Origin of the sequence: Ktedonobacter sp. SOSP1-85 (assembly GCF_016587415.1) — a bacterium.
Classification (GTDB): domain Bacteria; phylum Chloroflexota; class Ktedonobacteria; order Ktedonobacterales; family Ktedonobacteraceae; genus Ktedonobacter.
This window is the reverse complement of the sequence record NZ_BNJI01000002.1, coordinates 359988-374034: the sequence shown is the minus strand read 5'-3', so window position 1 is coordinate 374034 and position 14047 is coordinate 359988. Positions and strand designations below refer to the sequence as shown.

Below are 14047 nucleotides of genomic sequence, written 5' to 3'. Positions count from 1 at the left end.
ACAACTCACCCGATGGGGCTTTATACTTCAACCATCCTGAACGAAAGGAGGAAGGCGTTGCAGATGCGATGCTCTATCTCTATCGAAGGACATCTGGACACGTCCTGGCAAGAATGGTTTGAGGGACTCGATATTCTTCACGAGGCATCCGGCAAAACGGTGCTGCGCGGGTTACTGGTCGATCAAGCGGCACTCTACCGGGTTCTCTTGAAAATTCAAAGTCTCGGGCTCGTTCTGCTTTCCCTTGAGACGAATGAGCAAGCCCTGGACTAGGATGTACAAAACGACGACACGGAAGCTTGTCATGCACCCCAGGGATGCCAAAGAAAGCACCGAGCGCTGGTTTATCGGGCAAAGTATTGTAATCTGAATACTACATTGACAATCATAGTACTATGCCGTATAATCAGCATACGAGGTATCCCAACAAACGCAACTGGGAGTACGCCAAGCGCGTGCTGGAGAACTTCTTGTAAAGGAAAGGTAGTGTTATGAATGAGAAATTGACCAACTATGTACACGGCGTGTTTGCTCCCTACGAGGAGGTCAAAAGCGTCGCCGAATTACAGGCTGATCTGCTCTCTGATTTGCAGGAGCGCTTCCGTGAGCTCAAAGCCGAGGGCAAGGATGATGAAACCGCCTTGACCATGACCATTGAGAGTATCGGCGACATTGAGCAAACCGTCCGGGAGGTCGCCAACCTCTCCCACGCGCTGGAGCGGCAGGTAGCCATCAACTTGAGTGCGAGCCATCTGCCACAGAGCGACTTTGCGGGCGTGATCGCGCAGAAAGGAAATTTTCGAGGGAGCGCGTTGCGCGGCTCTGACTTTACAGGCGCAGACCTCACCGGGAGCTCATTTCGAGGCAGTGATGTCCGTGAAGCCAATTTTGCAGGCGCCAATCTGACCGATTGCGATTTCTCCACCCTTGACCTGACAGATGCGAACTTCCGTGAAGCCATCCTTGTGCGCACCAACTTCAGCACGTCGGGGCTGGTCGGAGCACAATTCATCGGCGTCACGCTGACGGATGTCACCTTGACGAAGACCGACCTGAGAAAAACAACTTTTGAACGCTGTCGCTTTCTCGGCGTGGACTTCAAACATTCCGACCTGAGCGGACAGCGACTTGATGGGCAGACCTTTCTCAGCGTCACGTTTGACCTGCCGGCACTCAAGGATGTGTCGTTTCAGGGCGCGACCCTCAAAAATGTGTCTTTCCGCCAGGTGGGGATCTGGTCTCTGAAGCGTGCCATACAATCCATTCACTTTGACGGCGCGATGATGGATAAGCTCACGTATGCCGCGCTCAAAGGCTTGGGAGCTGATGTCTCGAAGGTAACGGTTCTATCATAAGGAGAAAAAATGTGTCAAATACTGCAATTCAGGTACAAGATATACAAAAATCCTACAAAAAGCTTGATGTCTTAAAAGGCGTGCATTTCAGCGTGGAGCAGGGCAGCATTTTTGCCCTGCTCGGCTCCAACGGCGCGGGCAAGACCACGCTGGTCAAAATCCTCACCACGCTGCTCAAACAGGACGGCGGAACGGCTATCGTCAACGGCTTTGATGTGGCGTCACAGCCAGCCCACGTGCGGCAAGCAATCAGTCTGACCGGGCAATTTGCCGCCGTGGATGAGATATTGACCGGGAAAGAAAATCTGATCATGATCGCCAGGCTCCGACACCTCAAGAATCCGCGCCAGGTAGCCGACGATCTGCTGACCCGCTTCGGTTTAACCGATGCCGCCAACCGCCGTGCGTCGACGTATTCAGGCGGGATGCGCCGCAGACTTGATATCGCCATGAGCCTGGTGGGAACACCGCCGATCCTGTTCCTTGACGAGCCGACCACCGGGCTGGACCCCGAGGCCCGCATCGAGATGTGGAAGGTGGTGAAGGAGCTGGCTGATGGTGGCATCACCGTCTTCTTGACCACGCAGTACCTGGACGAGGCGGAACAGCTTGCTGATCGCATTGCCATTCTCCATGAGGGCACGATCATTGCCAGCGGCACGCTCGCAGAGCTCAAACAGCTCTTTCCCCCTGCTCAAAAGGAGTATGTGGAAAAACAACCGACCCTGGAGGAGATCTTTCTGGCCATCATTGGCAAAAAGGAGGCACTGTAAATGCAAGCGATACAGAAACAGGAAACCATACAGCGTAACTACTCAGGAACCCGGATCCAGAAGCACTTTTTCAGCGATATGAGCGTGATGCTTGGTCGTTCCATGCGCCATATCTTCCGCAGTGTGGACACCATCTTCACGGTCACGATCACGCCGATTGCGATGATGTTGCTGTTCGTGTATGTGTTCGGTGGCGCCATTCAAACCGGGACAGGCAATTATGTCAATTACTTATTACCTGGGATTTTACTGATTGCGATTGCGAGCGGGATAGCCTATACGGCGTACCGGTTGTTTAACGATGTGCAAAAGGGGATCATTGAGCGCTTCCGCTCTATGCCGATTGCCCCTTCCACCCTGCTGTGGGGACACGTGCTGACCTCACTGGTCTCCAACGCGCTTTCGTTGGCGGTTATCATCCTCGTTGCACTGATTATGGGCTTTCGCTCGTCGGCGGGCATTCTGCCATGGCTGGCCGTCGTCGGTATTCTCGCGTTGTTTACGCTGGCGTTAACCTGGCTAGCGGTGATTGCCGGATTGAGCGCCAAATCGATGGAAGGCGCCACCGCCTTTTCGTATCCGCTGATCTTCCTGCCCTTTATCAGCTCGGCGTTTGTGCCCACCAAATCGATGCCACTGGTCGTCAGGGTCTTTGCCGAAAACCAGCCCGTGACGGCGATCGTGAACACCATCCGTGCGTTGCTGTATGGACAGCCCGTGTCTCAGGAGATCTGGGTGGCGCTTGCCTGGTGCGTCGGCATTCTGGTGGTGGCCTACATCTTTGCGATGAGAGCCTATCAAAAGCGCGTGTAAAAAGAGGGCCGTATCCGAGGAAAGGCGCTCACACCATCTCTGCTCTTGATCGATACGTCCACATGACAGAGAGCCGACAGAATGTACGCTCGTCTGTAAAGCATGCCCCACGTCTGAGGGCCAGATCTGCTCACGTGTGTGGGGCATGTACCACCAATGAAGTAAAAGATCATAAAAAGAGAAAGAAGAAGAATGATGCAAACAAATTCCAAGAGAGAACAGCTCGCAGCCTCGTATGACTGGTATCGTCAGATGCGTGAGACACAACCCGTTTTCTTCGACCCGAATATACAGGCATGGCACATCTTCCGCTACGAGGATGTGGTACGTGTGCTCACTGATCACGCGACGTTTTCTTCCGATGAGAGCAGCTTCCTGCCACCCGAGTACCGCAATGCCACTCCGATCAGTTCGAGCATGCTCCGTATGGACCCGCCGCGTCATCACAAGTTGCGCTATCTCGTGTCGCAAGCCTTCACGCCGCGCATGGTGGCTCACATGGAGTCGCGCATCAAGGAGATCACCAATGGCTTGCTCGACCAGGTGCAGGCGGTGGGTGAGATGGATGTGATCAGGGATCTGGCCTATCCGCTGCCTGTCACGGTCATTGCAGAGTTGTTGGGGGTTCCAGCAGAGCGGCGTGAGGATTTTAAGCAGTGGTCTGATGCTTTCGTCTCGGGAGATGAGGAAGCGACGGAAGAGGCCAGGCAGGTGGTCATGCAGGCCACAGACAGCATGAGTGCCTACTTCACCCAGATCTTTGAGGAGCGGCGTGCGCATCCCCAGAATGACCTGGTGAGCGCGCTGCTGCTGGCTGAAGTGGATGGGGAGCGCCTGAGCAACGAGGAATTGCTGGGGTTCTGCGTGCTGCTCCTGGTCGCAGGCAACGAGACCACGACCAATCTGCTTGGCAATGCCATCCTGTGCCTGGATGAGCATCCTGAAGCGGTGGAACGTCTGCGTGCCAATCGCGACCTGGTGCCGAGCGCTCTTGAAGAGGCCCTGCGCTACTACTCGCCGCTCAAACTTACGATACGCGGGACCACGACCGAGACGACGATTGGCGATCAGCGCATCGAAGCTGGCAAGTTACTCTTTGCCTGGATTGCCTCGGCGAATCGTGATGAGGCCCAGTTCCCCGATGCCAATCAGTTCATGATCGAGCGCGAGCCGAATCGGCACCTGGGCTTCGGGCGTGGCATCCACTTCTGCCTGGGCGCTCCCCTGGCGCGTTTGGAGGCGAAGATTGTGCTGAGCGCGATGCTCGACCGCCTGCCTGGCTCCTGGCACGTGTCCGATGCGCCGCTGTCTCTGATTCAGAGCATGTCCGTTTTGGGGGTGAAGCAGTTGCCCTTGACATGGGAGAAGTAACAGAACGTGAGTTCTGACTAGCAGCCCCCCCTCTCCGATGAGCGATGATAAGAAAGATAGAAGAATGAATCGACATTTTCTGCAACCAAATAACAACCATACTCCTGTTGAACATGCCTTTCCGCAACCCCCTCTATCCAATAAGGAGGAACCTATTCCGGCACTTCAACTCACTGCACTCTCTAAAACGTTCAGCGAGACAATTGCAGTGGATTCTCTTGATTTAAGCGTGCCTGCTGGCTCGTTCTTCGGACTTGTCGGCCCCAATGGTGCTGGTAAGACGACTGCATTGTCAATGGCCGTTGGCTTGTTACGACCAGATACAGGGACGGCCAGGATCTTCGGCATCGATATCTGGAAAGAGCCAACCCAGGCAAAAAAACTGATCGGGGTATTGCCTGATGGACTTTCCATGCCCGAACGCTTGACGGGACGGGAAATCCTCACCTACTTTGGTTTACTGCGAGGACTGTCGGCGAGTGCGGTTGCCCAGCGTGCTGAAGAACTCCTCTCGGTCCTCGAACTGACCAACGCTGAACAAACATTGGTGATCGACTACTCGACCGGGATGCGCAAGAAGATTGGCCTGGCTACAGCCTTGCTGCATAACCCGAGATTACTCATCCTTGACGAGCCGCTAGAGGCAGTAGATCCTCTCTCGGCATCTACTATTAAATCACTTCTGAAACGGTTCGTGGCATCTGGTGGTTCTGTCATCTTCTCCAGCCATGTGATGGCCCTGGTTGAGCAACTCTGTGATCAGGTTGCGGTGATCGCTTCAGGGCGCGTGATTGCCTCTGGTTCCCTGGAGCAGGTACGTGATGGGATGACGCTGGAAGATCGTTTCATCCAGTTAGTTGGTACGCGTCACAAAGGTGATGAGGAGTTATCATGGTTGGCATTTTGATCCGCATGAAATGGTCAGTGTTACGACACTCCATGAGTTCACAACGAGCGAACAATCTGGTCAGTGGTATCTCCCTCGGTCTGCTCGTTGCAGTAGGGACCATCTGGCTTGCTACGCGTTCTTTCAGCCTCGAAAGCCTCTCAATAGATGTGCTTGCAGCGACATTCTCCCTCTGGTTGCTTGGATGGATCATGGGACCGATTTTCTTCGGAGGTGGGGATCAAACCCTGCGCCCAGAGCACTTTACGTTGCTCCCTATCCCCCCACGTCGCTTAACTCTGGGGTTGCTGAGTACAGCTTTTGTAGGACCTGGAGCACTCGTTACCCTGGTCGCCTTCACCAGCCTGATTGTCTATGGTGCCAGAGGAGGCATTGGACCTCTTCTTGTCGCCATACCAGCCGCTTTCCTCCAACTGGTTCTCATTATTCTGCTCTCTCGCTTGACAACCGAAGTATTTAACCAGGCGATGAGTTCGCAGATCGGTGCCGCTCTTGGCGCTCTCATCAGTGCCACGATCATGGCTCTTTTAGGTTCAGGATGGGCACTGGTTCCAACCATCAGCCAGGCGCTCACCCTGGGGTTCCCGCCATTGCTTTCTGGGGCAGTACGTGCGCTCCCCTCTGGTTGGGGGCTTGTTGCGATAGATGCAGCCAGTAGATCGAATTGGTTGCTCTCTACTGCTCTAATCTTTTGTCAGGTGGCACTCATTGGTCTCTTACTGATGACATGGAGCGCATTGCTTGTGCGGCGCACGACAACGAAAAAAGCAACTCATCCGTCGAAGTGGAGGATGGGAGCAGTATACCAACATCATCTGTTCTCGACCACCCCCATAGGCGCAGTGCTTGGCAAAGAGCTTGTGAGCTGGTTGCGTGATCCGATGCGCATGCATTACTTCTATTTCGCACTCTTCTATGCCCTTCTCTTCTGCTTCCTCCCTCTGGCGCTAGGCCTCACAGTCTTCATCCCTTTCGTGAGTGCAATCTTCATCGTCATGGCTGCCATGATCACCAACTTCTACGGGACAGATGGGAGCGCGCTCTGGCTCACCCTGGTGGTTCCCCATGCAGAGCGTTATGATGTGCGTGGCAGACAAGCAGCATGGGTACTGGTCGTTGCCCCGACAGCAATGGTACTCACCATTGTTTGCACTGCTGTGAGTGGGCAAAGTTGGGCCTGGCCCTGGGTGCTGGCCCTGCTTCCAGCATTGCTGGGTGGAGCAGCAGGACTTCTTCTGTTGACCTCAGTCTTCTATCTTGTTCCCAGAACCGAGCCTCATCTGCGAAAAAAGGATCTATTGCAGGCAAGTAGCGATATGGGGCAGGCCGTCCTTATGCTTGTACTGGTTCCCATAACAGCCATACCTGCGGCCTCTGTAGTGCTGGTTGGTATGACACAGAACAATGCCCTTCTCCAATGGGTGGGCGTTGGTGTGGGCATTGCTACTGGTGCTCTTTTCTCCTGGTTGCTTGGTCGTATTGCTTACCGACGACTTGAAGCTCGGGGATCTGAACTGCTGCATCTGATGCGTTCGGGATCGAGTAGCCCCTCCAGGCACCAAGGCGCGAATGGCTTGCTCTCTGGTCTTTCTCGCGCAAAACGGCAAGTAGTTCTTCTTTGCTTATCAGCGTGTTGGATTCCACTCATCCCTCAAGGGATAGTGCCGATGGTGATGAAACTGAGTGGTACGAGGGTGCTTTCCTGGTTTCTCGCGCTGTATCTGCCGGAGCCGTATCAGTGGCCCATCATTATCATCATGATAACAGTTGGCCTCCTTCTCTTCTGTACTGGACTGTTCATCATTATTCAGAACAAGAGAGCGCAACCCTCACATTCATAATGAAAATTTATTGCGATGCGGCTATGATGATACCACCGGGATTTTCAACGCCGGTTGGCCCAAGAGAGAAAATGGCATAGGTAATCCCCTTGGTTAAGTTGACATCGTGTATGGCTTCCGCTGAATCGTCGATATACGAGGTATTCTTTACCGTAGCCAGTAATTGAAACTGCTGATCATGATCAGAGATCAGGCGATACACGTTGTACGCCGTAGCATTCTGCCCTGCGGACCAGGAGAGGGCAACCCCACCGTTACTCGTGCGCTGATATTGCCCATGCCCAGGCGCGGCTGGTATCTGCTTTGCTTCTATCCACCTTACCTGCGTTGTGAAGGCAACTACTACCGCGCTCTCGCTTGCGTTAATCAGGATGGAAGGGGCGTATTGCTGTTGATAGGTGGCCGTCATCTGGTCCTTGAGCAATACGCCATTAAACGTGATAGTGACGGAGCCCGCCTCGGAGTTCACTACCTGGGTATAGTCGATAGCCGTGCCGCCATCTGTATGTAGCGCAACCTGGGCCGTTATGGGCGATGCTCCTGGACTGTAGACTTTGACGAGATCGCTGTTGTCAACCACAAAGAGGAGGCGTTTCAGTTCGCCGGTAATCTCTGTTTTGATGGCATTCGCAGCCAGGGGTGTGATTGCTCCATTGTTATCCTTTGTCGCCCCATCAGCGCTGGAAAAGTTGAGGGGCGTAGCGAGCAGGAAGTTTGTCGGCCCATGCAGGGCTGATGGCTGTAACGTTGAAGTTGGTACTGGTGGCGCAGAGGTTGGCACGGGTTGAGTCTGTGAGGCCGTTGGAGCAGAGGGCAGAGAGGTCGTATGAGCATCGGTGCTACAGCTGGCAAATGCTTGTAAAAGCAAGAGCATCGTTAGCGGCAGAAAAAAACAATGCATGACGCAACGACCGTCACCCACGTTTCGTGTAAGCAAGGCGCGACTCCTTTCGCAGCAGACTAAGATGGTTCAGGCCAGTTGGCTTATTGCCCGGTGAATCTCTTAAAGCCCATAACTGGCCGGAAGCGGCTCAGGAGGTACTACATGTCGTGCCATTGAGAGTGAAGGAAGTGGGAGGCGAATTGGTGCCACTCCACGAGCCATTGAAGCCAGGGGCGGAACTCAGTGAGGCGCCCGGAGCAATTGAGCCGTTATACGAGAGGTTGGTAATGGTCACCGCACTGCCCTGCTGTGAGAAGGTGCCGCTCCATCCCTGTGTGACCGTCTGGCCATTGGGGAAGGTGAATTTCAGCGTCCAGCCGTTGATCGCCGTGCTCCCGGTATTGGTGATCGCGATATTCGCGCCAAAGCCGCCAGCCCACTGATTGGTCACCGTATACTGTACCTTGCAGCTCGTCCCGGGTGTGGGAGTTGGCGTAGTGCCAGGTGTGGGTATGGGAGTAGGTGTAGTGCCAGGTGTGGGTGTGGGAGTTGGCGTAGTGCCAGGCGTCGGTATGGGAGTTGGCGTAGTGCCAGGTGTGGGTGTGGGCGTTGGTATGCCCCCGTTGGGGGTATTGCCCCATACCTGCGTACTGCCATCAAACACCGGAATATTGGTGACCTTGACTGGAGTGGTACCGGCAGGCGTAGCGACCCCCTGGTAGGACCAGTCGTTGGTAGGATCCCACGCTCCCGAACTGGTGATGCGGAACTGCACCTGTTTCTGGTAATTGCTCTGCCCGCCAGGGTAGATCGAAGTGCCCGCGCAACTTACCGTTATATAGTAAATGTTGCCGGAGTATTGGATTGGCCCTGAGAGGTGGCTTCCACACTCGGTATAATTTGTGTTCAATGAAAGCATGCTCGGGGTCACTCCTGGCTCCAGCGTGAAGTAGTAGCGCAGGGAGAGATTGCTGGTTACGCGCGCGGGCCAACCGGTCTTATTGACGAAGATGGCTTTGATCTCGGTAAAATTTGTACCCGAGGCATTAACGGCGGCCGTCGCGTAGATCTCGTCGTCATCTTTGGCCTTGTCGGGCAGTGAAGCCGCCGGACTGCCGCCATACTCATTGTACAGACGCGCCAGCGCGCCGGTGAGGGCCGCGTTATAGTCGTCAGCAGGTTCATTGGTCTGATAATCCTGGCGATTATCGGTGAAGGAGTCGTTGGCTGAACTGGGACCACCAACCACAGCACCGTAGAGGATATGGCGCTGGTAGGAGGGGTCCGTGATGTTATCGTCCCATGAGCCATGCGAGGTACGATGATGCGGCGTCTGGGGAGAGCATGAGCCGAAGCCGACCATATAGCTACAGTTGCGCGGGTTCGCGCCCAGGATGTAATTGACCTGCTGAACGGCGAAATCATGGTAGCGCGAGTACAGTGAATTGCTTGTTCCCAGGTAGTCGGCATAGACAAGGGCTAAGAACGCTGTATTGGCCGCGTAGCGCAGCGATCCCCATTGACTGAGAAATGCCTCGCCACCAGGAGAATATGTAACCTTCTGCCCGTTTACCCCGACCGTCCACCAATCGAGGAAACGCTGGGCGTCGTCCTTGTACTGCTGTTGGCCCGTGATCTGTGCCAGCAGGATGTAACAGCCATAGGAGACATCATCCCAGCTAATCGTCCACTGATAAGAGTGGATGGTGGTCTGTGACTGGTAGCTGAGGTTGCTGTAATAGTTCTCGGCTTTAGTGAGATAGCTGGAGTCGTTCGTGGCGAGATAGAGCCAGAGGGCTCCCCAAACCAGTTCGTCATTATAGCCGCTATATGAGGTGTAGAAGCTGCTGGCGGCAGTAATACAGGCGTCGTATTTGCCCCGGAAATTGTCGGCAAATGAATAGAGCTGCTTGGCGTGGGTGAGGAGTGTACTGGCGTAGGTTGGATCGGTCGCTTGAAAAACAATTGAGGCCGAGGCCATCGCGGCGGCTGTCTCGCCTGCTAGATCTGAGCCTGGGCAGCTCTCACTGATCTTGTATGCGGGGCGAGTCATCTGCATAACCTCTGCTGGTCCCCAGAAGGAGTGATCCGCATTAGGGTCACCAACCTGGCCATATAATACGTCAGGCGAAGGATGCGCCTTGATAAAGTAGTCGGTGGCCCACTTGATATTGTTCAAACTATACTGCAACTGACCATCCTGGACATAGGCATTGCGGTTCGCGATGATGCCCCAGTCGAGCATGGTCACACTATAGGCCATCGGCAAACCAAATTTGACATGGTCGCCGGCATCATACCAGCCGCCAGTCAGATCAAGACCAACGTCTGAACCATCGTTCAGAGCGGAGTCTCCAATCCAGGGTACACGGTTCCAGGACGGTTTAGGGCCAGAACTCTGCTCTTCGTAAAAGTAAATACTCTTTTGTAAGGCTTCCCCATAGTTAATGGCTGGAGCAGCATGTACGGTTGGGGTATGCAATGGACCTATGAGAAAAACCACCAGGAGAAACACGCAGAGCAGGGGTAGGATCATCGTAAATGGTCGTTTCAACCTGCGTGTGCCGAGCGTCTTGAGCAACATCATATAACTCTGCATCCTTTCAGAGTGTACCCAGCTACGCCGGGTAGCATAGAGTACGTCAGCACAAATACTCGTATTTTGTGAACAGCGAGAACGACAGAGTAGCACGACGCTACTAAACCCAGGTATGATGTTACTGTATCTAATCCCTGACCTGGGCACAAGAGCATATACTAGACAGTTACTAAGCACCTGGCCGAGAATCCCATATATTGTTGCTTCTACCTGTCTACAGGGTGTCTAGCGCATGTCATTGTGTGCCAGAGAAGGATTAGCTACAATACAAATAAAACCAGTCATTTTAGTATATTAACATTACTTACACTCGCCCGTAAACGCTCACGTGAACGTTTACACGCACAAATTCACTATATATGCGATACATGACTCCGCTGGTAAATTTTATCCGGACATGTGCCCGAGCGTGAAAAGGTAGCCAGACGGCTCCAGAGGCCGGTAGGGACCCGGTTTACCGCGTCCGAAGGCGATTGATCGCCTGCGGGCGCAGCCCCAAAGACGCTGGAAACCCCTTTCACGTCACCATGTGCTTGCCATATCGCAAAAACACGGCTGCGCCGACAGGCCATTTATGGCCTTCGGACGCGATAAATCGGGTCCCTACCACTATTTTGGGCGTTCCACACAAGCCTGTTCGAACAACCTACTAAAATTCGCCAGAGGAATCATACATCAGACATCTATGGAAGGAGGTGATGAATCGATAGGTGAACTGCCCGCGATTTTTATGATGGAACATCAATGTCACGAGCAGGCGGGCAATATTAGGATGACCTGCATCCTCTGGGTTAACATCTTTCATAACAAGGAGGTTAGAATGACCAGGAAGAGGATCTCTCAATCCATATCGCTGGTGATCATAGCGATCGCGCTTGTGATTTCTGGCGTTTTAGGCGTCCAACGTATTCCGGTCGCGCATGCCAGTCCAGGCGCTACGCAAGCCACATCTACTTATACCCAGCGTTTCTTGACTTTGTATGGTGAGATCAAGAATCCGGCAAACGGGTACTTCAGCCCACTGGGCATCCCCTATCACTCGGTGGAGACGCTCATCGTTGAAGCGCCAGACTATGGGCATGAAACGACCTCGGAAGCCTTCAGTTTCTGGCTCTGGCTGGAGGCGACGTATGGTGAAGTGACGGGAAACTGGCAACCCTTCACTAGCGCCTGGGCGACGATGGACAAATATATGATTCCATCGCATGCCGACCAGTCGACCAATAGTGGCTACAATGCTAGCAGCCCCGCGCAATATGCGCCCGAGTCCCCCAACATCACCGATTATCCAACTCAATTGTCTACCAGTGTATCTGTGGGACAGGACCCACTGGCGAGCGAACTCCAGCAGACCTACGGCACCGCCGACATCTATGGTATGCCCTGGCTGCTGGACACCGACAACTGGTATGGCTACGGCCATTGTGGGGATGGCACAACCAAGCCGTCCTTTGTGAACTCGTACCAGCGCGGTGCCTCGGAGTCAGTCTGGAAGACGGTCGTCCATCCAGAATGTGAGACGTTCACCTGGGGCAGAAACGATGGTACCGGCTTCTTGAGCCTCTTCAACACACCGGCTTCGGGTGGCAGCTACTCGCAGCAGTGGCGCTATACCGATGCTCCTGACGCCGACGCGCGTACCGTCCAGGCGGCCTTCTGGGCCTACACGTGGGCGAATGCCCAGGGGCAGGGGAGCGCCGTTGCCAGTCAAGTTGCCGAAGCCGCGAAGATGGGTGACTATCTGCGTTATGGTACGTATGACAAGTACTTTAAGACGTTAGGTTGTACGAGCACGAGCTGTGCTGCTGGTAGTGGCAAGAACAGCTCGACCTACCTGCTAGACTGGTACTACGCCTGGGGCGGGGCGGTCCCCTCTTCCGGTAGCTGGGCATGGCGCATTGGCTCCAGCGCGGCCCACCAGGGTTATCAGAACCTTCTGGCCGCGTGGGCGCTGAGCAGCGTGCCCGCGCTCGAACCCAAATCTCCAAGCGCGCCCGGTGACTGGGCAACCAGCTTACAACGCCAGTTGCAGTTCTATACGTGGTTACAGTCGTCTGAAGGCGCGATTGCCGGTGGTGCGACCAATAGCTGGAATGGCAGCTACAGCGCTCCTCCTGCCGGTACTCCGACCTTCTACGGCATGGCATATGACTGGCAGCCAGTATACCACGATCCACCCAGCAACAACTGGTTCGGCTTCCAGGCCTGGTCCATGGAGCGCGTCGCCGAGTACTATTATGAGACTGGTAATGCGACGGCCAAGTCGATCCTGGATAAATGGGTTGCCTGGACCAAGTCGGCGACGACGGTCAACTCCAATGGAACCTATGCCATCCCCTCGACCCTGAACTGGAGCGGCCAGCCGGGTGGTAACTGGACTTCCAGCACGACCTCGGTGAACAATTCGGGCCTGCATGTGACCGTGGTGGACACCACAACAGATGTAGGTGTAGCGGCTGCCCTGGCCAAGACGTTGCTCTACTACTCCGCCAAGTCCGGCGATGCTGCGTCACGCACCCTGGCCCAGACGCTGCTGGACGACATGTGGACCAACTACTCAGACAGCATTGGTGTTTCCAACCCCGAAACCCGCAAGGACTACAACCAGTTTAACGACTCCGTCTCTATTCCTTCTGGCTGGACGGGCAAGAACGCTCAGGGCGCGACGCTGGATTCGTCAACGACCTTCCTCAGCGAGCGCCCCAAGTATCCATCGGATCCCGCCTGGTCGAAGGTACAGACGTACCTGAATGGTGGTTCCGCGCCTACATTCAACTACCACCGCTTCTGGGCACAGTCCGATATCGCTATGGCCATGGCCGATGTCGATATCCTGTTCCCAAGTTCGTCAGGAGGGACACCCACGCCCACACCGACGCAAACCCAAACTGCTACGCCCACACCGACCCAGACCACGACACCCACGCCCACGCCGACCCAAACCATGACCCCCACGCCCACGCCAAGCTCAACACCAAGCCCGACACCCACCCCCGGCACTGCCTGTAAGGTGCAGTATACGGTGACCAACCAGTGGCCTGGCGGCTTTGGCGCGAACATCGCGATCACCAATACCGGGAGCACGGCGATTAACGGCTGGACGCTGAAATTCACCTTCCCCAATGGCCAGACGATCACACAGGTATGGAACGGGAACTACACGCAGAGCGGGGCCAATGTGACGATCACCAACCTGTCCTATAATGGCTCGATTGCTCCGGGGGCTACGCTGAGCTCCCCTCCAGGCTTCAACGGTTCCTGGAGTAGCGCCAATTCGCCTCCCACTTCCTTCACCCTCAATGGCACGACATGTAGTACCTCCTGAGCCGCTTGCATCCTCGCGCTGTGGCGCTCATAGTAATAGAGAGTGTTGGTGTGTTCGTCCAGAACACACCAACACTCTCTCTTGTACACCTGGTCGAATGTCTACCTGGTCTGGTCCAATTTGCTCACAATGGTGAGGCTGTCATACATGAGGAGTCATCACGATAATGTGCGTGCGACA

At 54.7% G+C, this 14047-nt stretch carries 10 protein-coding genes; 8 read left to right on the top strand and 2 right to left on the bottom strand.

What is annotated here, in order from left to right:
* The first annotated feature begins 63 nt into the window (after positions 1–63).
* The 7 genes from KTE_RS29835 to KTE_RS29805 all read left to right on the top strand — a co-directional run bounded on the left by KTE_RS29835 (position 64) and on the right by KTE_RS29805 (position 7060).
* Complete coding sequence (locus KTE_RS29835; RefSeq protein ID WP_201370403.1) at positions 64–273, top strand: hypothetical protein; 210 nt, start codon at positions 64–66, stop codon at positions 271–273.
* A gap of 218 nt (positions 274–491) precedes the next feature.
* Positions 492–1355 (top strand): pentapeptide repeat-containing protein, encoded by an 864-nt coding sequence (locus tag KTE_RS29830; RefSeq protein WP_201387887.1) that lies wholly within the window; start codon positions 492–494, stop codon positions 1353–1355.
* Positions 1356–1366: 11 nt separating this feature from the next.
* The gene (locus KTE_RS29825; protein ID WP_201387885.1) at positions 1367–2128 is read left to right on the top strand and encodes an ABC transporter ATP-binding protein; all 762 of its coding nucleotides are present in this window, start codon (positions 1367–1369) and stop codon (positions 2126–2128) included.
* The gene (locus KTE_RS29820) at positions 2129–2941 is read left to right on the top strand and encodes an ABC transporter permease (protein WP_201387883.1); all 813 of its coding nucleotides are present in this window, start codon (positions 2129–2131) and stop codon (positions 2939–2941) included. It abuts the gene before it with no gap.
* 192 nt (positions 2942–3133) lie between these two features.
* Positions 3134–4312 carry a cytochrome P450 gene (locus KTE_RS29815; protein ID WP_236600735.1) on the top strand — a complete coding sequence of 393 codons (1179 nt, stop codon included), beginning with the start codon at positions 3134–3136 and terminating at the stop codon, positions 4310–4312.
* A gap of 64 nt (positions 4313–4376) precedes the next feature.
* Positions 4377–5219 carry an ABC transporter ATP-binding protein gene (locus KTE_RS29810; RefSeq protein WP_201387881.1) on the top strand — a complete coding sequence of 281 codons (843 nt, stop codon included), beginning with the start codon at positions 4377–4379 and terminating at the stop codon, positions 5217–5219.
* A complete protein-coding gene (locus tag KTE_RS29805) occupies positions 5204–7060 on the top strand; it encodes a hypothetical protein (RefSeq protein ID WP_201387879.1) in 1857 nt (618 codons plus the stop codon). Before KTE_RS29810 ends, KTE_RS29805 begins: the two co-directional genes overlap by 16 nt.
* A gap of 7 nt (positions 7061–7067) precedes the next feature.
* Here the strand turns inward: KTE_RS29805 and KTE_RS29800 are convergent, their stop codons facing one another.
* Together KTE_RS29800 and KTE_RS29795 are read right to left on the bottom strand one after the other, a co-directional pair.
* Complete coding sequence (locus tag KTE_RS29800; RefSeq protein WP_201387877.1) at positions 7068–7997, bottom strand: hypothetical protein; 930 nt, start codon at positions 7995–7997, stop codon at positions 7068–7070.
* Between the two features lie 94 nt (positions 7998–8091).
* The gene (locus KTE_RS29795) at positions 8092–10530 is read right to left on the bottom strand and encodes a glycoside hydrolase family 9 protein (protein WP_201387875.1); all 2439 of its coding nucleotides are present in this window, start codon (positions 10528–10530) and stop codon (positions 8092–8094) included.
* Positions 10531–11362: 832 nt separating this feature from the next.
* On the opposite strand from KTE_RS29795, the gene KTE_RS29790 reads away from it, so the two are divergent.
* Positions 11363–13867: a glycoside hydrolase family 48 protein gene (locus tag KTE_RS29790; protein WP_201387873.1), complete on the top strand. Its 2505-nt coding sequence runs from the start codon at positions 11363–11365 to the stop codon at positions 13865–13867.
* Positions 13868–14047 lie beyond the last annotated feature (180 nt).

Coding starts and splice junctions, on each gene's coding strand:
- KTE_RS29790 (WP_201387873.1), top strand. CDS start 11,363: ATGACCAGGAAGAGGATCTCTCAATCCATATCGCTGGTGATCATAGCG.
- KTE_RS29820 (WP_201387883.1), top strand. CDS start 2,129: ATGCAAGCGATACAGAAACAGGAAACCATACAGCGTAACTACTCAGGA.
- KTE_RS29805 (WP_201387879.1), top strand. CDS start 5,204: ATGGTTGGCATTTTGATCCGCATGAAATGGTCAGTGTTACGACACTCC.
- KTE_RS29835 (WP_201370403.1), top strand. CDS start 64: ATGCGATGCTCTATCTCTATCGAAGGACATCTGGACACGTCCTGGCAA.
- KTE_RS29795 (WP_201387875.1), bottom strand. CDS start 10,530: ATGATGTTGCTCAAGACGCTCGGCACACGCAGGTTGAAACGACCATTT.
- KTE_RS29810 (WP_201387881.1), top strand. CDS start 4,377: ATGAATCGACATTTTCTGCAACCAAATAACAACCATACTCCTGTTGAA.
- KTE_RS29830 (WP_201387887.1), top strand. CDS start 492: ATGAATGAGAAATTGACCAACTATGTACACGGCGTGTTTGCTCCCTAC.
- KTE_RS29815 (WP_236600735.1), top strand. CDS start 3,134: ATGATGCAAACAAATTCCAAGAGAGAACAGCTCGCAGCCTCGTATGAC.